Source organism: Chryseobacterium sp. JM1 (genome assembly GCF_000737715.1).
In the GTDB taxonomy this organism is placed as follows: domain Bacteria; phylum Bacteroidota; class Bacteroidia; order Flavobacteriales; family Weeksellaceae; genus Chryseobacterium.
In genome coordinates, this window is record NZ_JPRN01000001.1 from 147,812 (window position 1) to 173,220 (window position 25,409).

Consider the following 25,409-nt stretch of genomic DNA (forward strand, 5'->3'; position numbering starts at 1 on the left):
AAAATATGAAATATCTTACATACCTTATAATATTGATAGGCGGTATCTTCATGATCTCATCCTGTGGCGGAGACGATGATATCTGTGAGAGTGGAGAAGGGACACCCCGACTGAAAGTAGCGTTCAAATCTGCAGCAGATGGTAAAACGATGCCTTTGGACTCATTATATGTAGCCGTAGATTATGGTTCCGGAAAGGTGCAGCTGGGTAAGCTTGAGAAGATAGATTCAAGGCTGATCCCGTTAAGGGTAGATGACTCTCCGTATACAGACGTTTATTTCAGGTTAGCAAATAAAGGTTCTGAATCTCACGTACGAATCGGTTATACCACGAAGACTGCCTATGTTTCTCCGGGATGCGGGATCAAAAAAACGTACGAAAATTTAAGTTCGGAATTACAACAATCTAATCCTGTACAGAAAGTAGAAGCAGGGCAAAACCAAATAGTGAATGAAGACAAGATTAATCTTTACCTTCTTTTTTAGCATTTTAGGAATGCTGGGAATGGCTCAGGAAAAAAAGGAAACCAAAGAAACCAAAAAAGTTCAGGAGAAATACAAGCCTAACTTTATGGTGGGCTTTGATGTCCTGAATGCAGGTGTGTCATTTTTCTCAGACAGAGCACTGTATCAGGGATTCATTTCATCCAAGATAAGAGGAAATGTCCATGCAGTTGCCGAAGCCGGCTTCGAGAAAAATGTATACCAGAAGAATGGCTATGATGCAAAAGCAAGCGGTCCATTCGTAAAGCTGGGAGCATTCTATATGCTGGCCAAAGACCCTGAAAATGAATTCAACGGTTTCTATGCCGGAGGTAAAATAGGAGGTGCTTTCTACAATCAGGAGTATATGGCAGTCCCGGTCCGCGGATTTGGGGGTAGTGCATCTTCCGTAGCTTTTCCATCATCATCACAGACCTCTGCATGGCTGGAAGGCACACTGGGAGGAAGAGTACAGTTGTTTGAGTCTAACTTTTATATCGATATCAATCTTCAACCGAAATATTTAGTATATACGTCCAAACAGGATGATATTACACCCATGATTGTCCCTGGATTCGGCAGAAGTTCAGCTAAATTCAATATGGGCTTCGCATGGAATATTGCCTACAAATTTTAAAAAACTGTAAGCATAAAAAAAAATCTCACAGACAATTAATACGGCCTGACAAACGGAGTTTCCGAAAAAATATAAACCTGCAATATATTAATGATTGGAGATTCATATAGAAACTGTTTACTGTAAAATATTCCGGCTACCACCTGTTATACCCAAAGTTGTTCAGGAATTAAAAAACATTTAAATAATATAAAATCCTCAGGCTCTCCTGAGGATTTTATATTTTAATGTATTAAATGTGGAATTATTATAGAATTTTAACAAAAAAATATTTGAATGGATGTATTAATAATGAAAAAATTATTAGATTTGTGTAATTATAAAATTGTTAGCGTATGAATTAAAAAATTATTCTTTTCAATACAGAATATCTGTAAAAAAATGGATGTTTCAAAAAAAACATTTGAACACCAAAAAATAGGAAACACTATACTTACTTACTATTGTTATCACTACTAAACTAAAAAAATATGAGTGGATTTTTACTCTGTAAAATGAGCAGGCCCTTTAGGGTGCTCATAACATTGCTGTGTATGGTCTTCGGGCTATTTTCACAGGCACAAACAGTCACTATTGGTACAGGAACCAGTACTCAGAGATATCCTTTGGCTCCCTATTACGGGCACCAGAGAGATGCTTCACTTTATACTGCAACTGAAATAAACCTTCCGGCAGGCGGAAGTGTCCTGTCAGTAGCATGGAATGCTACAGTAGCTACAACTATAGCTACTCCGGTTAAAATTTATTTAAAAACCGTTCCTGCTGCTACCACTACCATCACGGCACAAAACTGGGCTACGGCTACTACCGGTGCTACCTTAGTGTATGACGGAAACATAGCCAGCATACCTACAGGATGGAATACCGTTACGCTTCAAAACCCTTATTATTATAACGGGGTGGAAAATCTGGTAGTATTGGTTGAAACCAACTACGGAGGAAGTGGAACCGGATCATTGGGTGGAAATTCCTTTACCTATTCCAGTAATACATCAAAACACATGTATATTGAGGCTGACACTACGCCACCTGCGGGTAACGGGACAGTGGATGCCAACAGACCCAATGTTCAGTTAACGTTTGGCCCGCCACCTACTTGTCTGCCACCTATAGGATTAACTCTGGGAGCAATGACAGCAACGACAGCAGCAATCAGCTGGACTGCACCTTCTTCCGCACCGGCAGGAGGATATGATGTATATTACAGTACAACAGCTACAGCACCTACGGCTGCCACTACGCCTTCACAAACGGTTACTACAGGAACAGGGGTGACCCTTTCTCCATTGGTGCCTAGTACAACATACTATGTATGGATAAGATCAAGATGTAGTGCTGCTGACCAAAGTACTTGGATTGGACAGTTAACGGTAACTACACCTCCTTCATGTATGGCCCCGACAGCATTAACTGTAGGAGCCGTTGTGCCTACAAGTGCCAACATCAGCTGGACAGCTCCTTCCATTCCACCTGCACAAGGATATGAAGTATATTACAGTACATCCAATACACCGCCAACAGGTGCAACTGTACCATCACAAACGGTTACAGGAACAACTGCAACACTTTCTCCATTAGTAGCCAATACAACGTATTATGTATGGGTAAGAGCAAAATGTACGGCAACAGATAAGAGTACCTGGACAGGACCTATGACTGTACTTACAGGATACTGTACACCTACAGGAGGTACTTCAACGACATACTTCCTGAAAACGGTTAACACGACAGGAGCTATTACGAATTTAAATTATACAGCGACTTCATATGCAGCATATGTTAACAGTACCGCTTCAGTGATTTCAGCGTTGCCTAGTAACACGGTAACTATGAACCTGAATACCGGAACAAGTACTTATTACTACTATGTTTGGGTTGACTGGAATAATAACATGAACTTTAATGATCCGGGTGAAACTGTTCTGGCAACGACTACTTATGCTACCAATGGAACAGCATTAATTAACATTCCCGCAGCACAGGCACCTGGTAACTATAGAGTAAGAACAGCAACATCATGGTCAGGAGCACTTACTGCTTGTGGACAGGCGACTTCCGGTAATTATGTAGACTTTACATTAAATGTTATCGCGTTACAGCCTTGTACTACGGCGCCTCCGGGGAATATTACCGTGTCAAACCTTACCCCTACTACGGCTCAGATCAACTGGTTGCCTTCAACAGGAGCAACGTATGTACTTCAGTACAGATCGTTACCTGGAGGAGCATGGACGCCGGTAAATATTACAACGCCACTTGCCAGTACTTATACTATTACAAACCTTACGGAGCAGACTCAGTATGAATTTCAGATAGCTACGATTTGTGGAGGAACTCAGGGACCATTCTCTACAGCCACTCCTTTTACAACTCCGGCTATTACCTATTGTACTTCTGCCTCTACAAGTACCACGATTGACGGATTTATCAGCAAGGTTGCCGTAACTCCGAATTCTGCAATACCAATGAACAGTGATTCCGGTTTCAGTAACTATACAGATTATAGCACAGATCCTACAAGACTGGTTACTTTGGTAAGAGGTCTTGGAAGTAATACAGTGACTGTTAATAAAACATGGCCTGGAACTCAATGGTCTTTCGGAACGGGAGTTTGGATTGACTTTAACAGAAACGGGGTTTTTGAAGCCAGTGAGCAGGTATTAAGTTCACCTAGTAATACGACGACTCCGGTCACCGCTACTTTTGCTGTTCCGAACGCTGCCGGCGGTGTTTACATGGGAAATCTTACAACCCGTATGCGTGTAGCATTGAGAGAAAGTGCTGCTGCTGCTGCCTGTGGAACGTTCACTTGGGGTGAAGTAGAAGATTATGCGGTAAAACTTATTGATCAGCCGCCTTGTACTACAGCGCCACCTACAAACATTACAGTAACCAACCTTACAGCAACTACGGCTACAGTATATTGGTTCGGTGCTGCCAATGCTACTTATACCATCAGATGGAAATTAGCAACAGCAGGAACTTATACCATTCCTCCGGTTGTTTTAGCACCTGGTGTCAATACGTATACGATTCCGGGACTTACTGAGCAAACGAAGTATGATGTACAGATTTCCACCACATGTGGAGGTTCTACAGGAGCATACTCTACAGCAGTACAGTTTACAACACCACCACTTTCATACTGTCCTATGACAGGTACAGGAACTAACGACCACATTTCAAATGTAACCGTTACCTCTTCCAACCCTGGCGTACCGGTAATGAATAATACAAGTGTACAGACTAACTATACAAGCTATATAACACCTCAGACACTGATTACCCTTGATGCAGGTTCTGCGAACAATAAGATCTCAGTATCAAAAGGATGGACAGGCGCAACAGCCAATGTGGCGGTTTCAGCTTGGATTGACTATAACAGAAACGGAGTTTTTGAAACATCAGAACAGATTCTGAGTTCGGCAGCGAATACAACAACTCCTGTAACAAATACCAACTTTGCAGTTCCAGCAACCGCTTATACAGGCCCGCTCACAACGACTATGAGAGTTGTGCTTAAACGTACAAGTGCTCCGGTATTGTGTGTGGATGCGGTGAATGGAGAAGTTGAAGATTACGCAGTAAGAATCAGACCATGTGCTAACGGTACACCAAACCAGCCGGGGATTACAGCTACGCATAATTCTGCAACGCTTACCCTTTCTGGTGTTGCGAACACTACTACTTACCTGGTAAGATACAGACTTCAGGGACCTCCTCCGGGAGCCTGGACGGAAGTATATGCTTCAGCATTGCTCAACAACATTCCATTGGTGATTACAGGTTTAACGCCTGCTACCAATTATGAAGTTCAGGTGGCTGCAGTATGTGGAGATGTTATAGGTACATTTACAGCTATTAAGCCATTTGTTACAAGATGTGACCCTACACCTCCGAATGTTACAGTAAGTAATATCACCACCAACTCTGCATTGATTACATGGGCACCGCTTGCTGCGAGCTCTACGTATACACTGGAGTGGAGAAAAGTAGGAGCTCCTACATGGACTCAGGTACCAAACATTGCTCCTCCTACAAACACTTATGCATTAACAAACTTAGACCCATATACTAAATATGAAGTAAGAGTTGCTAACAAGTGTGTTGGTGAAACTGCTCTTAACCCGTATTCAAATCCTAAAGTATTTACTACGGAAAGAACTTGTGATCTTCCTCCTCCGGGATTAACTATTTTACAGCTTACGCCTACATCTGCAGAAGTGACATGGGAAGGTTTCCCTGGTGCAACTTATGTACTGAGATATAGAAAAGTAGGTATTCCTAGCTGGACAAATGTTCCTCTGATTACCAATACATACACCATTACAGGATTATTGGAAGAAACGAAATATGAAATGCAGGTGATGAATATTTGTAACGGTACGCCGGGTACACCTACACCTCCATACTATTTCACAACACCAACGGTGATTTATTGCCAGATGGGATCTCAAAATTCTGTGAACGAGCATATCTCTAAAGTAACAGTGACGCCAAACGGAAGACCTAAAATGGAGAACGCTTCAGGACCGTCAAGCTATACCAATTATACAGGAGTACCTGATACATTTATAGAAATGGTTCAGGGGTCTACAGGAAACCAGATCACGATTGAGAAAAAATGGAACGGAACCAATCATGACGAAGGAATCGCTGTTTGGATTGACTTTAACAGAAACGGATATTTCGATCTTGACGAAAGAGTATTCACCTCACCTCCGAACACGACTAGTCCTGTGACAGGAACATTCAGTGTACCGGTAGATGCTTATGTAAGCATGACAAACTATAAGTATGTGGTGATGAGAGTGGCTATGATGAGAGACGGAGTTCCTGTGAACTGTGCTAATTTTGCCAACGGTGAAGTAGAAGATTACTCAGTAAGAATCGCTAAACCGGGAGTGCCAAACTCTATAAACCAAACTGAAATCCTGATTTACCCTAACCCGGTAAGCTCTGTATTGTATGTGAAAAATATCAGCAAAAAAGCGAAATATAAAATCTACAATTCTGCAGGACAGATTATCGGAGACGGTATCTTACTCAATAACCAGATCAATGTAAGCAAACTGATCAACGGAATTTATGTAATAGATATCGAAGATAACGGTGTAACAGTTCAAAAGAAATTTATCAAAGAATAATATTTAAATTTCAAATAAAAGAAGCCCTCAGAAATGAGGGCTTTTTTTATGATACAAGGTTTTTTTGAAGTGATTATGAATTTTTTTAACTAATAGTTCAATAAATGTTGAATTTTATACATATAAATAGAATTGTTAATTATTTTTTTTAATCTTTTCTGTGTTTTGTTGTTTATTCCTCAATAAATTAATAGTATATGTTTTTTTTTAATAGAAAATAGACTAGATTTGTGAAATTATTACAAAATATTGAAAAAGTTATGAAGAAAATTTCTATTTCTTTCTTTTTCCTTTGTTTGTTTGCAATGATCCATGCACAATGGTCACCTGCAGTATATAATGGAAAAGGAGCTAATGATGGCTCAAAATCAGACAGCTATTACTCTTTGGACATTTCACAGCTGAAATTGCAACTGGCCAAAGCAGAGGAAACTGGTAAAAATGCAAAACCAGTAATCATATCTCTCCCGACCATGAATGGGAAGATTGAAAAATTTGCAGTCTACAGCTTTCCGGTTGTAGTCAAAGAGCTCGCAGATCAGTATCAGTTGGGCTCTTTTGTTGGAGTAGGGATAGACAATCCCTCCAGATACTTAAGATTCAGTTTGGCACCTAATGATTTTCAATCCATGATCATTCAGGACGGGAGCTATGAATTTATAGAGCCTGCCAATGCAGCGAAGACGATCTACAGAGTTCATCCTAAAACAGGAAAAGACAAAAAAGGATTCGTGTGTTCCACTGAGGAAAGCGAAGGCGCCAGACATGATATAGATGAGCTTCGCGAAAAAGGAAAGGCTTTCTTTAATCAGCCCACCGACTTTGCTAAAAACTCAGATAAAAAATACAGAACTTTAAGACTTGCCCTTTCCGTATGCGGAGAATATACACAATTCCACGGAGGGACCGTAGCTGGAGCTCTTGCTGCCATGAATGCTACCCTGACAAGAATCAATGGAGTCTACGAAAAAGATTTTGCACTCCATCTCAATCTACAGAATTATCCGGGCTTAATTTACACCAACGCTGCTACAGACCCTTACTCAGCTACAGAGGGTGGAACTGCCAACGGGATTGTCGGATGGAACTCTCAGGTGCAGAATGTTATTACGGCAGCAGTAGGAAATGCCAACTATGATATAGGACATTTATTTTCTCCTCCGGGAGCCGGTGGAAATGCCGGATGCGTGGGCTGTATATGCCGCGATAATACCGTTCCTACTTCTAATGATAAAGGATCAGGATGGACATCCCCGGGGAATAATCCGCCGACGGGAGATAATTTTGATATTGATTATGTGGCTCACGAAATAGGCCACCAGCTTGGAGGAGTACACAGTTTTTCTTACGACCCTCCACAGTTGGGATCTGCTACCAGTGTAGAACCAGGTTCAGGCTCAAGTATTATGGGTTACGCAGGGATTACGGGCCCTACTACCGATGTGCAGCCCCATTCAGATCCGTACTTTAATGTGACTAATATTACAGCTATTCAGGCGAATCTGATCAATAAAACATGTGATGTGGAAACTGTTATTACCAATACACCTCCGGTAATTGCGGCCCTTCCTACTTACAATATTCCAAAAGGAACAGCTTTCGTCCTTACGGCTTCTGCTACGGATGCTGAGAATGATCCCATGACATTTAACTGGGAAGAAGTAGATATTGCGAACGAAGTAATTAATAATGCTAACTTAGGAAATACAACTTCAGGTCCTTCTTTCAGATCTGTAGCACCAACGGCCAGTCCGACACGTTATTTCCCGAGACTGTCTTCAGTGCTTGCAGGTGTTTTAAATAATGCCAACAGTCTTTGGGAAGCGGTATCTACAGTAGCGAGAACAACCAGATTTACCGTTACTGCCAGAGATAACAATCCTGTGGCCAATCAGCAGCAGACCCAATCTGCAACACAGACGATTATTGTAGGAAACAATGGACCATTTAAAGTAAACCCAACCGTAATATATAACAACGGACCTACCAATGTAACCTGGGATGTAGTGAATACGAACGCGGCACCTTACAATGCGCCCAATGTAAAAATAGATTTTACCACAGATAACGGAACAACATGGAATGTTGTCGCTGCTTCAACACCGAACGACGGAAACCAGGCTGTAGATTTTACTGCCTTTCCTTTAACGGTAGGAGGGACTGCTAAAATTCGTGTAAGTGCGATCAATAATGTATTCTATGCAATCGGAACGGCTTCCATAGAAACGCTTCCTATCTGTACAACTACTGCACCGGGAGGAATTGTGGTTTCGGCCATTACCCAAACGCAGGCAACGATAACCTGGAATGCATCATTTAATGCAACCTATGTTTTCCAGTACCGTCTTGCAGGAACTACAGCATGGACAACAGTTACTCCTGCACCGACTACCAATACAGTTACGCTTTCCACACTTACGGCAGGAACTCACTATGAATTCCAGATCGCTAATGTATGTACCGGAACACAGGGTGCTTTTTCACCGGTTTCAACTTTTGTAACCCTATACTGTGCAGCAACTTCTACGAATACAGATAACGGATATATTTCCAATGTAACCGTAGCTGCTACCAACTCATATACGATGAGTAATACATCAGCAGCAGCTAACTATACCGATTATTCATCCGATGCTACGAAACTGATCACGCTGGTTCGTGGATCAAACAACAACAGTGTAACGATCGCCAAATCATGGCCGGCAGCTGTATCCAGCAAAGCGGTAAGTGTATGGATCGATTTTAATAAGAACGGTACTTTTGAAACGATTGAAAGAGTTCTAAACGCCGCAAATAATACAACGACTCCGGTTACTGCAGCATTTACAGTACCTGCCGGGGCTTACTCAGGACCGCTTACCACCCGTATGCGTGTTGTTCTGAGAGATACTGCCAATCCTGCCGCATGTGGTAACTTTACGAATGGTGAAGTAGAAGATTATGCAGTGAAATTAATAGACCAGCCGGCATGTACAACCGCGGCGCCATCTAATATTACTGTAACAAACCTTAGTCCAGCTACTGCTGACATTTCATGGTCGGCATCAACCGGGGCAACGTATGTATTAAGATATAGAAAAGTAGGAACTGCCACCTGGACTACTGTGGATCCTGTACCTGCTCCTGGAAATACCTACACCATTCCGGGACTTACTGAGCAGACTCTATACGAAGTGCAGATTGCAACAAAATGTAATGGAACTCAGGGAACATTCTCTCCTTCCACACAATTCACAACGCCTCCTGTTACGTACTGCCCGATGACAGGTACCGGAACCAACGACCATATTTCAAATGTAACCGTTACTTCCATCAACCCGGCGCTTGCAGTAATGAACAATACGACGGTACAGAACAACTACACAAGTTACAATACACCGGCTACTCTTATTACCCTGGAAATAGGATCTACCGGAAACAAAATTTCTGTAGCCAAAGGATGGACAGGAGTAACGAGCAGCGATGCTGTGAGTGCCTGGATCGACTTCAACAGAAATGGAGTTTTTGAAACATCAGAACAGATCTTAAGTTCACCATCCAATACAAATACTCCTGTTACCGCTAATTTCGGAGTTCCGGCAGGAGCTTACAACGGACCACTGAACACAACCATGAGAGTGGTATTGAGACGTACAAGTGCTCCTGTAATGTGTCAGAATGCTGTAAACGGAGAAGTGGAGGATTATGTGGTTAAGCTAAGACCATGTAGTACAGATACCCCTACCAATCCTACATTTACAGCAGTAACTCATAATTCAGCTGTCATTAACTGGACAGCAGCAACCAATAACCTTAGTTACCTGCTTCAATACAGAGTACTGGGAACTACTGCATGGACATCGGTATATGTTACAACGGTTCCTCACACTTTAACCAACCTGATTCCTTTTACGACTTATGAGGTACAGATTGCGGCCAACTGTGGAACTTCAACAGGTAGCTTTACAGCGATCAGAGCATTTACTACAAAATGTGATCCTACACCTCCGGGAGTTTCAGTAACGAATATCACAACCAACTCAGCATTGGTTACATGGACCCCATTAGTGACAGGTTCAAGCTACGTGATGAGATGGAGAAAAGTAGGTGCAGCAGCATGGACTCTTGTCAATTTGCCGGCTCCTCCTGCTAATACGTATCCTCTAACTAACCTGGATCCATACACAAAATATGAAGTACAGGTAGCGAATCAGTGTACGGGAGAACCTAATCCGAATCCATATTCAAATCCTGTGGTATTTACAACCCTAAGAACATGTGAATTGCCTCCTCCGGGATTGATGATCACGCAATTGACACCTACATCAGCTGAGGTTACATGGGAAGGATTCACTGGAGCAACTTATATCCTTAGATACAGAAAAGTGGGTATTCCAAGCTGGACTAATATTCCGGTAGCGACTAATGCTCATACAATAACAGGATTACTGGAAGATACGAAATACGAAATGCAGGTAGTGAATATCTGTAACGGAACACCGGGAACTTACACGCCTCCGTATTATTTCACGACACCTACTGTGATCTATTGTCAAATGTCTTCTCAAAATTCTGTGAACGAGCATATCGCTAAAGTGACCGTAACACCGAACGGAAGGCCGAAAATGGAGAACGCTTCGGGACCGTCCAATTATACGGATTATACAGGAGTACCAGATACATTCATAGAAATGGTTCAGGGATCTTCCGGAAACCAAATCACGATTGAGAAAAAATGGAATGGAACCAATCATGACGAAGGAATCGCTGTCTGGATTGATTTCAACAGAAACGGATACTTTGATATTGATGAAAGAGTATTCACCTCACCTCCGAACACGACAAGTCCTGTGACAGGAACATTCAGCATCCCTGCTGATGCCTTTGTGAGCATGACTACTTATAAATATGTTGTGATGAGGGTGGCATTGATGAGAGACGGTATTCCGGTGAACTGTATGAGATTTGCCAATGGGGAAGTAGAGGATTACTCGGTAAGAATCTCTAAACCTGCCACAGCCAATCCAGTGAACCAGACGGATATCATGATTTATCCTAACCCGGTAAGCTCTGTATTGTATGTGAAAAATATCAGCAAAAGAGCGAAGTATAAGATCTACAATGCAGCAGCGCAGATTATTGGCCAGGGTATTTTATTAAACAACCAGATCAATGTAAGCAAACTGATCAACGGAGTTTATGTAATAGATATCGAAGACAACGGTAAATCCGTACAGAAGAAATTCATCAAAGAATAATACGTAAATTTTAAATACAAGGAAGCCCTCAGAAATGAGGGCTTTTTTTATGAGTAATAGGCAAAGAATAATAAGTGATAAATAATAGGTAATGAGTAATAAGATAGGGAATGTTAAATTTTAGATTAATTTTTAGCGGAAGGTTTCAGTCTTGAACTTTTCGTTCTTTTGTTTCAAGACAAAAGGACAAGAAAACTGAAAATAAAAAACCTCGCTAGAGCTATTCTAACGAGGTTCTTTTTTATTCAATACTGAAGATGATCCGTTCGGTCTGTTCCTTAAGGTCCTCCAGGTTGGTATTGTTGTGAATAATGCAGTCTGCCAGTTTGATTTTATCCTTTTCAGACATCTGTTTTTCCATGACGGCTTCTACTTCTCTGTAGGTCTTTCCGTCCCTGTCCATCACTCTTTTGGCTCTGATATTATCTTCTGCAGTCACCAGAAGAGATTTGTAGCATTGTCTGTTCAGTTTTAATTCAAACAGAAGTGCTGTTTCTTTAAAGACTAAATATTTCGTCTGTTTTTTCAGCCATTCTTCAAAATCGATCTTTACAGCGGGGTGTATGATTTCATTTAATTCGTGCAGCTGTTCCTTATTGTTGAAAACCTTTTCTGCGACAAACTTTCTGTCGTAAAGGCCATTGGTATCATACGCTTCCTCGCCAAGGAGTTCTTTGATCCTGATCTTTAAGTCTTCACTCTCATTCACGATCATTTTTGCCCTGTCATCGGAATAATAAACCGGGAATCCGAACTCTTCAATGAAGTGGGCTACGGTCGTCTTTCCTGAACCTATACCACCGGTAAGCCCGATGATCTTGGGTGACGGTTCCGGTTCTGCTTTCTGGGTCTCTGAATGTAATTCTTCCATAATCAAAAATTAATATCCAAAAACATCATTAAAACTGTGGACCGCGTCCAATCTCACTCCTTTTTCAGTCATTTTAAGACTGGCCAGTTCATTATGGGCATCGTGCTCAAAGAACAGTAAATACTCGTTATCTACGCACTGTTTTAGGAACTTTCCTTTCTCTTCCATAGTAAGAAGAGGTCTGGTATCATATCCCATCACATACACCTGGTTGATATGTCCTGCAGTAGGAATAAGGTCTGCTGCGAAAACAATCGTTTTTTCCTGGTACTGGATCACCGGAAGCATTTGTTTTTCCGTGTGTCCGTCTACAAAAATCACATCCATTTTCAGATCAGGAGCAAAACCGTAATTTCCTGTTGTAGGAAGAGGTAAGTAGTTAAGCTGCCCGCTTTCCTGGATCGGAAGGATATTCTCCTTCAGGAAACTTGCTTTTTCTCTTGGATTGGGTTCTGTAGCCCATTTCCAGTGGTTTTCATTGGTCCAGAAATGTGCGTTTTTAAAAGCCGGTCTGTATCCGGTTCTGTCGTCATTCCATTCAATAGCGCCACCACAGTGGTCAAAGTGAAGGTGTGTAAAGAATACATCCGTAATATCTTCTCTTACGAAACCGAATTTCTTTAAATTTTTATCAAGACTGTCATCTCCCCAAAGCGAATAATGCCCGAAGAATTTATCATCTTGTTTATTGCCGAGACCACAGTCCACAAGGATCAGTTTCTTGCCGTCTTCTATAAGCAGGGATCTTGTTCCCAGTTCGATCAGGTTTTTTTCGTCTGCAGGATTGGTTTTTTCCCACAAACTCTTTGGGACGACTCCAAACATGGCACCGCCATCCAGTTTAAATTTTCCACATTGTATTGGATATAGCTTCATATATATTTTGATTATTATTTCTTTATTAATTTCATCTTTTCAGCGATCTTTCTTCCGTTATCATCTGAATTTTCCAGCTCCGAAATGATATTTTGATAATCATGCTCCTTCCTGTTCTGAGAAAGTTTCTGCTTGATGGATATTTCTGTCGGAAATATTTTCATTCCGAAAGCACCTTTCATTTCCTTTTCCACAAACTCACGTCCCATATCTTTGACCATCATCGGACATTTCTGGAAATTTTCGTATTTCGAAGTTAATTTTTCCAGATGACTGTACAGCTCATCGTTATTCATCAACTGTACTTTTCCATGGATCTGTACCGCTTCATAATTCCATGTCGAAACATTGATGTGATCATACCAGCTGCTCGAAATATAGGCATGCGCTCCCAGGAAATCGCAGAGCACTTCATCTCCGTCCTTTATGGTCTTTGCCTGAGGATTGGCTCTGGAAATATGAGTTTCCACATAGATATTCTCAGGATCCTCTTCATTAAGCATCATCATCGCGTGAGTCGCTCTTATTTTATCAACTGAAGAGATAAGTAAGGCAAATGCATTTTCCCTGATGATTTCTTTCATCAGATTGTAATCTTCGCTTCTGTATAATTTGGGAATAAACATAGGTCGTTAAAATAATTCTCCAGGACTTTTCGGTCTGGTTATGTTTAAATGCTGATAAGCTTTGTCGGTCACTTCTCTTCCTCTCGGTGTTCTGATAATGAATCCTTCCTGAATAAGAAACGGTTCGTAAACCTCTTCCAGTGTTTCAGGATTTTCAGCAATGGAAGTTGCCAGTGCGGAAATTCCTACCGGTTTTCCTTTGAAGTTTTCAATCATGACACGCATGATTTTATTATCCATTTCATCTAAACCGAATTCATCCACATTAAGAGAATTCAATGCATATTTTGTAATGTTGATCTCTATTTCTCCATTCCCTTTGATCTCAGCGAAATCACGTACCCTTCTTAGCAAAGCATTCGCAATTCTGGGAGTCCCACGGCTTCTTCTCGCAATTTCTATCGCTGCATCTTCATAAATGGTAGATCCTAAAACCCTTGCACTTCTCTGAATAATCATCGATAAAAGCTCCACCGAATAATATTCAAGTCTGCTTTGAATCCCGAATCTCGCCAGCATTGGCTTCGTCAGCATTCCGCTTCTTGTTGTAGCTCCTACCAAAGTAAAAGGATTCAGCCCGATTTGAACGCTTCTCGCATTAGGTCCGGTTTCCAGCATAATATCTATCTTATAATCCTCCATGGCAGAATACAGGTACTCTTCCACGATAGGAGACAGACGGTGGATTTCATCAATAAAAAGAACGTCATTTTCCTCCAGATTCGTCAGTAGACCAGCTAAACTGCCCGGCTTGTCAAGGACTGGGCCGGAAGTGATCTTACAACTCACTCCAAGTTCATTCGCGATAATATTGGCTAAAGTGGTTTTACCCAGACCCGGCGGACCATGAAGAAGAACATGATCAAGGGCACCACCACGTCTTTTGGCAGCACTTACAAAAACCTCAAGGTTTTCCAAAGTTTTTCTCTGCCCCGCAAAGTCCTTAAAACTCTGGGGACGGATCTGCTCCTCCTGCATAAGCTCATCATGCGAGTAGTTTTCCTTATCTGGATGTAAAAAATCTGGCATTAATTCATTTCATTTACCTCAAAGATAACAAATTTAGACTAAGGTTGAGGTTTAGACTTAGAAATTTCAGAGATAGAAAAAGGCTGAGATAGAGGCTCAGGTTGAGATAAAGGCTAACTTGGATTTAGAGGATTAATATATTTTAAGTATTTTTGAGTGGAAAAATTATAAATCACGATTTGATAAAAGATTTTACCGAAATGCCGGTTTGGCAAAAAGCAATGGATATTGCCGAGCGGTGTTTCCTTATATCTGCTGACTTACCTAAAAAGGAAGATTATGCACTCACTTCGCAACTGAGAAGGTCTGCGCAAAGTATTCCTGCCAATATTGCTGAAGGTTTTGGAAGAAGAAGTGCTAATGATAAAAGCAGATTCTACGATATTTCCAGAGGGTCAGCATTTGAAACGAAAAGTCACCTGATATACGGAAACAGAGTAAAATATTTTTCAGAAAATAATTGTTTAGAAATACAGAAAATGATTGATGAAGTGATATTCGATTTAAATAAAATTACGAACTATCTCAAAAATAACGGTCAGTCTTAACTTAATCTAAACTCAACCTTAGCCTTAATCTAAACCTAAACCTTATCAATGAAATTAATAGGACCCTTTAAACAGATTGTAACATTAGCAGACCTTCCACTGAGAGGAAAATTATCTGATGAACAATTACAAGTTATTACGGACGGAGGAATTGTAGTGAATGACGGTAAAATTCAAAGCATAGGAAATTTCGAAGCACTGAAATCTGAAAATCAAAATATAGAGACTGAAACCATTGAAGGAGAGCAGATTGTACTTCCAGGGTTTGTGGATGCTCATACGCATATTTGTTTTGGAGGAAACCGGGCTAACGATTTCGCGATGCGTAATGCGGGAAAAACCTATCTTGAAATTGCAGAAAGTGGCGGTGGGATCTGGAGTTCCGTACAGCATACAAGAAATGCTTCAGAAGAAGAATTGCTTAGAACTTTACTGGAAAGAATAGGTTTCCTGGTATCACTGGGAATTACGACGATTGAAATAAAAAGCGGTTATGGACTAGACGTGGAAAACGAGCTGAAAATGCTTAGAATAATTAAAAAAGCACAGGATCAGACGAAAGCTAAATTAGTTCCTACGTGTCTTTCCGCACACCTAAAGCCAAGAGATTTTGAAGGAAGTAATACAGAATATTTGAATTATATCCTTACTGAAATTTTACCCAAAGTAAAAGAAGAAGGATTGGCCAGGCGTGTAGATATCTTTATCGAAAAATCTGCGTTCCAGCCGGAAGAAAGTAAAGATTTCCTTCTTAAAACTAAAGATTTAGGTTTTGATATTACCGTTCATGCTGATCAGTTTACACCGGGAAGTTCAAGAATTGCTGTGGAAGTAGGAGCGAAATCTGCAGACCATCTGGAAGCAACCATTGACGAAGATATTGAGTTTTTGGCACAATCAGATACTGTGGCTACGGCACTTCCGGGAGCAAGCTTAGGATTAGGGGAGAAATTTACACCAGCCAGAAAATTACTGGATGCGGGAGCGATCGTAGCGATTGCCAGTGACTGGAATCCGGGATCTGCACCGATGGGAAATTTAATTACCCAGGCTTCTATTTTAGCAACATTTGAAAAACTAACGACCGCTGAGGTATTGGCCGGAATGACTTTCCGTGCTGCCTATGCATTAGGTCTTGAAGACATAGGGAAACTGGAACCCGGTAAAAAGGCAGATTTTGTCACTTTTAAAACCGACAATTTCCAGAATGTTCTTTACAATCAGGGAAGTCTGAATGCAGAACATGTGTATATAGACGGAACTCAAATTCATTAGAGTATGGGAATTTTTGATAAGATTCTGGGTAAAAAACAGCCGGAAAAGGAAACCAGAACCTATAAAGAGTTTTGGGATTGGTTTTTGACCAAAGAGAAGACATTTTTTGAAGTGGTTAAAAACAGAGAACATATTGAAGGACAGTTTTTTGATGTGATGGCTCCGGAGCTTTCCAAAATACATGAGGGGTATTACTTCCTCTCAGGGATGTCTGATGATCATATGGCAGAGCTTATCATTACGGTAGAAGGCGAGATTAAAAAAATGATTTTTGCGGAGGAACTCGTTGCCGCTGCTCCAAAGATGGATCGCTGGAAAATAACCGCTCTTAAACCGGAAACCGATATTGAAAACGTAGGAATCCGGATGAATGACTGCGAGTTCACGAAAGACAATATCTACTTTTACTCCAATGAAATAGAAGGATATCCGGATGAGATAGATCTGGCCTTTGTCTATAGTGATCTGAACGAAGAAAACAGAGGGGCAGCCACAACAGGAATCTGTATTTTTCTGGATAATTTCCTGGGTGAACTGAATTTTGCCACTCAGATTGATACTTTCAGTGTGATGGGTAAAAATGAAGCTGAACAGGAACTTATTCCGATAGAAAAGTTAAAAGAATTTCTTCTCTGGAGAGAAAGGGAATTTACAGAGAAGTATAAAGATATGAAACTGGAAACGGAAGATCAGTTTTCCCTTCTTGAAGCCACTTTGGAAAACGGAATGCCATTGATGGCCACTGTGAATGCTTCTTTGCTGAAATACAATGCAAAAGCTTCCTATCCGTGGATCTCGGTGCTGAAGATTTCTTACGACGGAAACAGGAATGATGGTTTCCCGGAAGAAAAAGATTACAATACGATGAACATCATCGAAGATTATGCAGTAGAAGTTCTGACTCCTGAAAATGGACATCTCTACATCGGGAGAGAAACGGCAGACAGCTGTAAAAGTATTTATTTTGCCAGCAAAGACTTCAGACAACCTTCAAAAGTTTTTGACCGGATCATCAAAGAAAATCCTCAGTATACAATTTCACTTGAAATTTACAAGGATAAATACTGGCAAAGTTTTGAACACTTTAACGTCAGTTAAAGCAGATTTTTAACGGGCTGGGACAGACGGATGAGACCGATTTCCAGCCTTGATTTTTATTTTTTTATATAAGTTTCCTTATATTGTGCCCCCGTTACTGTTCAGTCTTCGAAGAAAACAGTAACTTTCTATAGTTCTTAAGTACACTCCTTGATAAGGAAAATAAAGCAGTCATATTATTCTTTGAGTACTTCAGCCAGGGCTATGCCAGGTGTCTGTCAATATTAAAATACGAAAAAATAAAGGTGATGAAATTTAAAAATCTAAAGTCTACTTTCAATAAAGGTGTAACTGTTCCAAGTCTCATTTTTATTATTGGAACGTGTTTTCTTTCGGCTCTTTATCCCAAACCGACGGAAAATATTCTAAACGGGATTAAGCAGTTTATATTTGTTAATCTCAATTGGGTGTATGTCTGGGCGGTCACTTTATTTGTGGTCTTCCTGGTTTACCTGCTCTTCAGCAAATATGCAAACATAAAGCTGGGCGCTAACGACAGTAAACCGGAATATTCCTTTTTTTCCTGGATTTCAATGCTGTTTGCAGCAGGAATGGGAATCGGGCTGATTTATTTTAGTGTAGCAGAACCTATGCAGCACTATTCTTCTGAAGTTTTTGCCGATAATCATTATGTGAGCAGAGCCAAACAGGCACAATTATATACTTTCTTTCACTGGGGAGTTCATGCCTGGGCGATTTACGGAGTGGTAGGACTTTCCTTATCGTATTTTGCGTATCGCTACAGATTACCGCTTTCCCTACGAAGCTGTTTTTATCCGTTGCTGAAAGATAAAATTAACGGCAAATGGGGAAATGCAATTGATGTATTTGCACTATGCTGTACTTTCTTCGGATTGACCACGACTTTAGGATTTGGCGTGGTACAGATCAGTTCTGGATTAAATATCCTCCACATCACCGCGGAAAACAGTTTTACCAATCAGGTGATAATTGTGATCAGCCTTATTGCGCTTTCTGTTTTTTCAGCGATCAGCGGAGTGGATAAAGGTGTAAAGATCTTAAGTAACATTAATGTAATGAGTGTCATTGTCCTCTTACTTTTTGTCCTGATATTAGGCCCGACGGTCTATCTGATTGGAAGTTTTACAGATGGATTGGGGAATTATATCAATAATTTTTTCAATCTTACTTTCAATACCCATGTTTACGAGAAAAATGCATTGCCATGGTTTTATGACTGGACTATTTTATACTGGGCGTGGTGGATTTCATGGTCGCCTTATGTAGGATTGTTTATCGCAAGAATTTCTAAAGGACGTACCATCAGGGAATTTATTCTGGCAGTTTTGGTCCTTCCTACATTGTTCAATTTTATCTGGATGTCTGTGTTTGGAAACAGTGCCATCTGGTTCGATTTAAATGTAGCCAACGGAAAATTAAGCCAGCTTGCATCTGATCCTGATGCACTGATGTTCCGGTTTTTAGAATATATGCCTTTATCAACCCTGACTGGATTTTTCGTTATTGCCATCATCATTATTTTCTTTGTCACCTCCGCCGATTCCGGAATATTTGTCATGAACAGCATCGCTACTAAAAATTCTACTAAATCTCCGAAATGGCAGATCGTATTTTGGGGTATTTTACTCGCCGTGCTTTCTCTTTTACTGTTAAATGCAGGAGGATTAAAAGCACTCCAAAGCATGACTTTAATTACAGCATTACCCTTTTCAATAATCGTCCTCTTATTTATAGTGAGTCTGATGAAAGGATTGATTATTGACCAGAAATATTATGACACCAACTTTTCTGCTTCAACCGTTCCCTGGTCCGGGGAATTTTGGAAAGAGCGTTTAAAGAATATCGTTTCCTTTAAAGATAATTCCTCAGTAGATCATTTTATTCAGGTTAAAACAAAAGAAGCCTTTACAGATCTCCAGCAGGAATTTGCCGCCAATGGAATTGAAGCGAAAATAAACCATTACGAAAGTCCTGTCAGAACAGAAATAGAAATCCACCAGGGAGTCGTCAACAATTTTATCTATGGTGTTGAAAACAGAGTAAAAACAGTTTCTGAATACATGATCAATGAAGAAAATCTTCCCGATCTGGAGGATAAGAAAACCCACTATCCAAGATCCTATTTTGGAGATGGGAGAGAAGGATATGACGTTCAGTATTTTACAAAGAACGAATTGATTTCTGATGTCCTCAAGCATTATGAGCGGTTCCTGGAAATTGTTTCAGAAGAGCGCAATGAAATGTTCATCAGCAGTAATGCCAATCAGGGAAAAGAATAACCTGAAAAAGCACATTTTTAGGGAATGACGGATGTCATGGAATGCTGTTGAAATTGAATACAGGAGCGTTTTAATATGTTAACAATATTATTTAGATTTACCATATAAAACGATGTCATTAAAAATTTAATTTAAATTCTATGTTTCAGGACACTTGGAAAGGCAGATTAGACGGAGAAGAACTTCTTTTCCACAGAATATTTCAGAGAGTTAAAGAAGAACATAATTACGACCAGATTGCTGCAGATGATTTTGTCCTGCATGGTTTTGCCGTAGATGAAGGAGTTAGACGAAATAAAGGCCGTCAGGGGGCAAAAGATGCTCCGGATGTGATCCGAAAAAATATGTCTAATTTCCCGGTGATCCGTCCGGATTTTTCCCTTCTGGATTTCGGAAATGTGATCTGTGAAGACGGCGACCTCGAAAGTACCCAGAACAGCCTTGCTAAAAATGTATCCAAAGTATTGCTGAAAGGTGGGAAATCACTGGTCTTAGGTGGCGGTCATGAAGTAACATATGCCCATTATTTAGGGGTAAAAACAGCTTTTCCGGAACAGAAAATCGGGATCATTAATATCGATGCTCATTTTGACAACAGACAGCCTGAAGAAGGAGTGGGGCCAAGCTCAGGAACCGGATTCTGGCAGATCGCACAGGAAGGACAGATCAACTCACTGCATATCGGAATTCAGAGAAATTCAAATACCCTGAAACTTTTTGATACAGCCCATCAGTACGGAATGAAATACATTCTTGCAGACGAACTTTTTTTTGAAAATCTTCCTTCGATTTATCAGCGTATTGATGAACTTACGGAAAGTGTAGATTTTATTTATCTTACGATCTGTATGGATGTTTTCAATGCATCCATCGCTCCGGGGGTCTCCGCTTCCGCATATAATGGTATCTTTGCAGATACGCCTTTTATGCATTTGTACAGGCATATTTTAAAAAATAAAAAACTCATAGCGCTGGATGCCGCAGAAGTCAATCCTTCCCTTGATATTCAGGAAAGAACGGCAAGGCTTGCTGCGTGTCTTGTGAATGAATGGTTTATGATCTAGGTAGAAATTATATTATTTCGATAGAGAAAATCATTCCTTTATTTAGCCTTTAAGGAACAAAATTTGTTACTTTCACGGTGCTTTTTAGAATAAAGGCATTAATAAATTCATTTTTGAATTTAAAACAGAAATTAGATTATGGAACAGTTAATTGAAAATAAGCTTATTAAAGCAGATAAGACATTTTCAGAATGGAGAAAAGTACCGTTTGAAGAAAAGCAGAAGCTGATCGCAAAAGCGGCAGAAATTTTAAAGAACAATTCGGAGAAATTTGGCAGGATCATCACGACAGAGATGAATAAACCTATTTCAGAGTCGATTGCTGAGGTGGAGAAATGTGCATTAATGATGAATTATTATGCAAATGCTGAAAATATTTTAAAACCCGAAAAAATTGAATCTGAATTTTCTTATTCTGAAGTTCATTATGTTCCGAAAGGTGTGATTTTAGGAGTAATGCCATGGAATTTTCCTTTCTGGCAGGTACTGAGATTCGCCACACCAGCGATTTTGGCTGGAAATACAGTAGTTCTGAAACATGCTTCCATCTGTTTCGGAAGTGGAAACGCTATTGAACAGGTATTCCTGGAGGCAGGTTTTCCGGAAGGTGTTTTCCTCAATCTGGAAGTGGGACATCAGGCTGTAAAAGAAATTCTTGAGCACGATGCTGTAAAAGGAGTAAGTCTTACCGGCAGCGGAAAAGCGGGTGGAGAAGTAGCTTCCATTGCTGGTTTAAATATCAAAAAATCTTTACTGGAATTAGGCGGAAGTGATGCTTTCATTATTTTCGATGATGCAGATTTAGATGCAGCAGCAAAAGCAGGCGCAAAATCCAGACTTCAGAATTGCGGACAAACCTGTACGGCTGCTAAAAGATTTATTATTGACGAAAAAATTGAAGATGAATTTTTGCCGAAATTCATTGAGGAATATAAAACGTATGAAATTGGAGATCCTTTAAATAAGGAAACTAAATTAGCGGGAATGGCAAGACCGGACCTCGCTGATGAGTTGGAAGCTCAGTTCAACCGCGCACTGGAAAACGGTGCTGAAATTATTATTCCTTTGGAAAGAATTTCTGAAAATGAATTTAAACCCGGTTTAATCCGTGTTCAGGAAGGAAATCCTATTTTAAAGGAAGAACTTTTTGGACCTCTTGGCATGATCATGATTGCTAAAAGTGACGAAGAAGCTTTACAGATGGCGAATGATATCCCTTTTGGACTTTCCAATTCCGTTTGGACGAAAAAAACAGACCGCCAGTTATTTTTTATTGAAAACCTGGAATCAGGAACGGTTAATATCAACAGAATGACGAGTTCTGATCCGCGTTTTCCATTCGGTGGAAGCAAGGCTTCAGGATATGGGACGGAGCTGTCTTTATTGGCTTTAAAAGAGTTTGTAACGGCAAGAACGATTGTGGGAAACTAGTTGTATGGTGTACAATGTAAAAAGTACAATGTACAAAGTATAATGTAAGCTTACGGTTATCAACATAAAAAATCCCGGAAATATCTATTTCCGGGATTTTTTGTATGCTTGTCAAAAAGTAATTTTGCTTATTGCTTATTGCTTATTGCTTATTGCTTATTGCTTATTGCTTATACTGTCGTCAGTCTCAGTGTATTCGTTTTTCCGCCTTCGTAAGATGGAGTAGCATTGATATTGATAACAAAATCTCCGCTTTCGATATACCCATGATTGTGAGTCAGCATATTCACCTGAATGATAGTCTCATCCGTAGACTTTTTCATGTCATAGTAGTAAGCATGAACGCCCCAAAGAAGGTTCAGCATTGTGATTACTCTTCTGTTTCCACTGTATACAATGATTTGAGAATTCGGTCTGTGAGCGGCAAGCTGGAATGCCGTATATCCTGAGTGCGTTAGTGTAACGATTGCAGAAACGTTAGTCGTTTTAGCAATTCTTACCGCTGCAAGACATACTCTGTTCGTGATGAATCTTTCGTCGATGCAATTATAGTCTTTTTCCATTGGCTCATTTTTATGTTGGTAAAAATGAGTGGTCTCGATATTCTTTACAATCTTCGTCATGTTTTCAACGACCTGAATCGGATATCTTCCTACAGAAGTTTCTCCTGAAAGCATTACGGCATCAGCACCGTCCAATACAGAGTTGGCAACGTCATTTACTTCCGCTCTGGTAGGCGTAAGACTGTTGATCATGGTTTCCATCATCTGCGTAGCGATAATCACCGGCTTTGAATAGAATCTTGCCTTCTCTACCAAAGTTTTCTGGATAGCAGGAACTTCTTCCATCGGAACTTCCACACCAAGGTCACCACGGGCAACCATCAGTCCGTCACATTCCAATAGAATTTCGTCAATATTTTTAACGCCTTCCGGCTTTTCAATCTTAGCAATGATCGGCGTTTTGAATTTTCCGTTCGGATGGCTGTCGATTAATTTTTTAAGGTCAATGATATCCTGAGCATGACGTACGAAAGAAAGGGCAATCCAATCAACCTCCATGTCAAGCATGAAATTGGCATCCTGAACGTCTTTTTCCGTAAGAGCTGGCAGAGATACATTGGTATTCGGCAGGTTCACTCCTTTCTTGGAACTTAAAGGTCCTCCTTGGATGGTTTTTGCTTTTACCGTATCTATTTCGTTGGTTTCAATAACTTCCAACATCAGTTTTCCGTCATCAATAAGGATTTTCTCCCCAACTTTTACATCCTGAGGAAACTGCTGGTAAGTCATGTAAACCTTGGTAGAATCTCCCTCTATTTTCTCATTTGTAAAGGTAAGAACATCACCAGGGTTCAGGTAAGAACCTTCCTTTACAACGCCCACTCTCAGTTTCGGGCCCTGAAGGTCTCCTAAGATTCCCACAGAATAACCATATTCCTGATTAAGCTCTCTGATAATTTCAATATTATTTCGAACTAAGTCGTAGTCTGCATGTGAAAAATTTATTCTGAAAATATCAACACCCGCTTTCATTAGTCCTAACATTACCTCCTTCGATGATGAAGCAGGCCCTAGTGTTGCAATAATTTTTGTCTTCTTTAAATACTTATTCATAATACTGGATAATTTGATAAAGTTCCTCTTCAGAACTCAGTGTATAATCTTGTATCGGAAATACAAGATTTTCCGGGAGCAAAATTACGGAAAAATCAGGAATTTGTTCCGATGTATGCAGAATATATTCCACATCTACCTGATTATTTAATAAAAATTTAATGTTTTCTTCTTCTGTGAAGAGCTCGGTCTGCAGTTTTTTTTGCTTACTTTCCGAAGACCGGTTCGAAATGAACGTAAAACACGTTTTCGTAAATTTATGGTAAGCTTCAAATCTTGGAAAATAGTAGTCGTAATAAGCCCCGTGAATGATCACATCTTTTTTTCGGGAAAAAGTGAGGCCATTGATTTGATTAATCTTGTAGAAAAACTCATGAGCAGGTACATCTTTTGCTAATCTTACCAATCCTATGGCAATATCTTCAAATTCTATATCGTCTAGATCATAAAGTTTTTGGATTTCCAAGTATGTTTTCTTTTTTGTTTAAAATATAAAACGCTCTCTGTGCTGCCTTCTCTTCTGCCTTCTTTTTGGAAGTTTCCGTCGCATTAGCGATTTTTTCTTCTCCCAGCCAGACGTGGCACCTGAACACGATTGCTTTATTAGCCTGAATTTCTTCGCAGGTCTCGTATTTTATATTTACTTTTTTCTTCTGGCTCCATTCGAGCAGAAGACCTTTGTAGCTTACAATTTTATTTTCAAGCTTATTAATTTCAGAAGGCGTCAGTAATCTTTCCAGAATGATCCTTTTACAGGCATCATACTGGAAGTCCAGATAAACAGCACCAATAAGTGCCTCAAATAAATTTCCGGAGATATTTTCACCCAATGCCGCGGATCCCTGCTTCTGCAAGAGATCGATAAGCTTCAGGTCTTCACCTAATTTATTAAGATTCTTCCTATTAACAATTTTAGATTTCATCTGCGTGAGATATCCTTCGTTGGCCTGAGGATAAGTCTGGAACAGATGACAGGAAATAATTGTACCCAAAACAGAATCTCCCAAAAATTCAAGTCGTTCGTAATTGCTGTCTTGATTTTTAGAAGAACTTTTTAAAGAAAAAGCTTCCCGGTAAAGAGCCACATTCTGAACCTCGGCGCCCAGCATTTTTTTCAGCTCGGTACTGAGGAAATAGTCTCTCTCCGTTAATTTTCTTTTTCTTTGTCTGAGAAGGAATTTAGAAAAGTATTTCTGTAACTCCATTCATTG

General features: G+C 40.2%; 17 protein-coding genes. 10 read left to right on the forward strand and 7 right to left on the reverse strand.

Annotated elements, in window-relative coordinates:
- Positions 1-5: 5 nt before the first annotated feature.
- The 4 genes from IW22_RS00620 (at position 6) to IW22_RS23430 (ending at position 11,503) form a co-directional block, all read left to right on the forward strand.
- Entirely contained in the window at positions 6-485 is a 480-nt protein-coding gene (locus IW22_RS00620; protein WP_034723336.1) for a DUF6452 family protein, read from the forward strand.
- Positions 451-1,119, forward strand: coding sequence for a DUF6048 family protein (locus IW22_RS00625; protein ID WP_034723337.1), 669 nt, complete (start codon positions 451-453; stop codon positions 1,117-1,119). Before IW22_RS00620 ends, IW22_RS00625 begins: the two co-directional genes overlap by 35 nt.
- 533 nt (positions 1,120-1,652) lie before the next feature.
- On the forward strand, positions 1,653-6,266 hold the full coding sequence (locus IW22_RS23425) for a fibronectin type III domain-containing protein (RefSeq protein ID WP_051890860.1): 4,614 nt from the start codon (positions 1,653-1,655) through the stop codon (positions 6,264-6,266).
- A gap of 260 nt (positions 6,267-6,526) precedes the next feature.
- Positions 6,527-11,503, forward strand: coding sequence for a GEVED domain-containing protein (locus IW22_RS23430; protein WP_051890863.1), 4,977 nt, complete (start codon positions 6,527-6,529; stop codon positions 11,501-11,503).
- 241 nt (positions 11,504-11,744) lie between these two features.
- On the opposite strand, the gene coaE is transcribed toward IW22_RS23430, so the two are convergent.
- From coaE to ruvB, 4 genes are read right to left on the reverse strand one after another with little or no spacing between them, the layout of a single operon-like run.
- The gene (gene coaE, locus IW22_RS00645; protein ID WP_034723338.1) at positions 11,745-12,374 is read right to left on the reverse strand and encodes a dephospho-CoA kinase; all 630 of its coding nucleotides are present in this window, start codon (positions 12,372-12,374) and stop codon (positions 11,745-11,747) included.
- Between the two features lie 9 nt (positions 12,375-12,383).
- Positions 12,384-13,250, reverse strand: a complete 867-nt coding sequence (locus IW22_RS00650) for an MBL fold metallo-hydrolase (protein ID WP_034723340.1) — start codon at positions 13,248-13,250, stop codon at positions 12,384-12,386.
- Positions 13,251-13,264: 14 nt separating this feature from the next.
- Positions 13,265-13,876, reverse strand: a complete 612-nt coding sequence (locus IW22_RS00655) for an FMN-binding negative transcriptional regulator (RefSeq protein ID WP_034723342.1) — start codon at positions 13,874-13,876, stop codon at positions 13,265-13,267.
- A 6-nt stretch (positions 13,877-13,882) separates the two neighbouring features.
- The gene (ruvB, locus tag IW22_RS00660) at positions 13,883-14,905 is read right to left on the reverse strand and encodes a Holliday junction branch migration DNA helicase RuvB (protein ID WP_034723344.1); all 1,023 of its coding nucleotides are present in this window, start codon (positions 14,903-14,905) and stop codon (positions 13,883-13,885) included.
- A gap of 200 nt (positions 14,906-15,105) precedes the next feature.
- Here ruvB and IW22_RS00665 point away from each other — a divergent pair, with 200 nt between their 5' ends.
- The 6 genes from IW22_RS00665 (at position 15,106) to IW22_RS00690 (ending at position 22,582) form a co-directional block, all read left to right on the forward strand.
- Positions 15,106-15,453 carry a four helix bundle protein gene (locus IW22_RS00665; protein ID WP_081873861.1) on the forward strand — a complete coding sequence of 116 codons (348 nt, stop codon included), beginning with the start codon at positions 15,106-15,108 and terminating at the stop codon, positions 15,451-15,453.
- A gap of 48 nt (positions 15,454-15,501) precedes the next feature.
- Entirely contained in the window at positions 15,502-16,728 is a 1,227-nt protein-coding gene (hutI, locus tag IW22_RS00670; protein ID WP_034723346.1) for an imidazolonepropionase, read from the forward strand.
- Positions 16,729-16,731: 3 nt separating this feature from the next.
- Entirely contained in the window at positions 16,732-17,826 is a 1,095-nt protein-coding gene (locus IW22_RS00675) for a DUF695 domain-containing protein (RefSeq protein ID WP_034723348.1), read from the forward strand.
- Positions 17,827-18,074: 248 nt separating this feature from the next.
- Positions 18,075-20,087 (forward strand): BCCT family transporter, encoded by a 2,013-nt coding sequence (locus tag IW22_RS00680; RefSeq protein ID WP_034723350.1) that lies wholly within the window; start codon positions 18,075-18,077, stop codon positions 20,085-20,087.
- Positions 20,088-20,227: 140 nt separating this feature from the next.
- Entirely contained in the window at positions 20,228-21,151 is a 924-nt protein-coding gene (gene hutG / locus IW22_RS00685; protein ID WP_034723351.1) for a formimidoylglutamase, read from the forward strand.
- A gap of 138 nt (positions 21,152-21,289) precedes the next feature.
- On the forward strand, positions 21,290-22,582 hold the full coding sequence (locus tag IW22_RS00690; RefSeq protein WP_034723353.1) for an aldehyde dehydrogenase family protein: 1,293 nt from the start codon (positions 21,290-21,292) through the stop codon (positions 22,580-22,582).
- A gap of 170 nt (positions 22,583-22,752) precedes the next feature.
- On the opposite strand, the gene pyk is transcribed toward IW22_RS00690, so the two are convergent.
- The 3 genes from pyk to rnc are packed head-to-tail and all read right to left on the reverse strand — an operon-like array spanning position 22,753 to position 25,403.
- Positions 22,753-24,198 (reverse strand): pyruvate kinase, encoded by a 1,446-nt coding sequence (gene pyk, locus IW22_RS00695; RefSeq protein ID WP_034723354.1) that lies wholly within the window; start codon positions 24,196-24,198, stop codon positions 22,753-22,755.
- Entirely contained in the window at positions 24,191-24,664 is a 474-nt protein-coding gene (locus IW22_RS00700) for an IPExxxVDY family protein (protein ID WP_034723356.1), read from the reverse strand. The genes pyk and IW22_RS00700 overlap by 8 nt, the downstream gene beginning before the upstream one ends.
- Positions 24,642-25,403 carry a ribonuclease III gene (gene rnc / locus IW22_RS00705; RefSeq protein ID WP_034723357.1) on the reverse strand — a complete coding sequence of 254 codons (762 nt, stop codon included), beginning with the start codon at positions 25,401-25,403 and terminating at the stop codon, positions 24,642-24,644. The genes IW22_RS00700 and rnc overlap by 23 nt, the downstream gene beginning before the upstream one ends.
- Positions 25,404-25,409: the final 6 nt, after the last annotated feature.

What these genes read in the sequence shown, in the direction of transcription:
- IW22_RS00620 (WP_034723336.1), top strand. Translation starts at nt 6, where the DNA reads ATGAAATATCTTACATACCTTATAATATTGATAGGCGGTATCTTCATG.
- IW22_RS00625 (WP_034723337.1), top strand. Translation starts at nt 451, where the DNA reads ATGAAGACAAGATTAATCTTTACCTTCTTTTTTAGCATTTTAGGAATG.
- IW22_RS23425 (WP_051890860.1), top strand. Translation starts at nt 1,653, where the DNA reads ATGGTCTTCGGGCTATTTTCACAGGCACAAACAGTCACTATTGGTACA.
- IW22_RS23430 (WP_051890863.1), top strand. Translation starts at nt 6,527, where the DNA reads ATGAAGAAAATTTCTATTTCTTTCTTTTTCCTTTGTTTGTTTGCAATG.
- coaE (WP_034723338.1), bottom strand. Translation starts at nt 12,374, where the DNA reads ATGGAAGAATTACATTCAGAGACCCAGAAAGCAGAACCGGAACCGTCA.
- IW22_RS00650 (WP_034723340.1), bottom strand. Translation starts at nt 13,250, where the DNA reads ATGAAGCTATATCCAATACAATGTGGAAAATTTAAACTGGATGGCGGT.
- IW22_RS00655 (WP_034723342.1), bottom strand. Translation starts at nt 13,876, where the DNA reads ATGTTTATTCCCAAATTATACAGAAGCGAAGATTACAATCTGATGAAA.
- ruvB (WP_034723344.1), bottom strand. Translation starts at nt 14,905, where the DNA reads ATGCCAGATTTTTTACATCCAGATAAGGAAAACTACTCGCATGATGAG.
- IW22_RS00665 (WP_081873861.1), top strand. Translation starts at nt 15,106, where the DNA reads ATGCCGGTTTGGCAAAAAGCAATGGATATTGCCGAGCGGTGTTTCCTT.
- hutI (WP_034723346.1), top strand. Translation starts at nt 15,502, where the DNA reads ATGAAATTAATAGGACCCTTTAAACAGATTGTAACATTAGCAGACCTT.
- IW22_RS00675 (WP_034723348.1), top strand. Translation starts at nt 16,732, where the DNA reads ATGGGAATTTTTGATAAGATTCTGGGTAAAAAACAGCCGGAAAAGGAA.
- IW22_RS00680 (WP_034723350.1), top strand. Translation starts at nt 18,075, where the DNA reads ATGAAATTTAAAAATCTAAAGTCTACTTTCAATAAAGGTGTAACTGTT.
- hutG (WP_034723351.1), top strand. Translation starts at nt 20,228, where the DNA reads ATGTTTCAGGACACTTGGAAAGGCAGATTAGACGGAGAAGAACTTCTT.
- IW22_RS00690 (WP_034723353.1), top strand. Translation starts at nt 21,290, where the DNA reads ATGGAACAGTTAATTGAAAATAAGCTTATTAAAGCAGATAAGACATTT.
- pyk (WP_034723354.1), bottom strand. Translation starts at nt 24,198, where the DNA reads ATGAATAAGTATTTAAAGAAGACAAAAATTATTGCAACACTAGGGCCT.
- rnc (WP_034723357.1), bottom strand. Translation starts at nt 25,403, where the DNA reads ATGGAGTTACAGAAATACTTTTCTAAATTCCTTCTCAGACAAAGAAAA.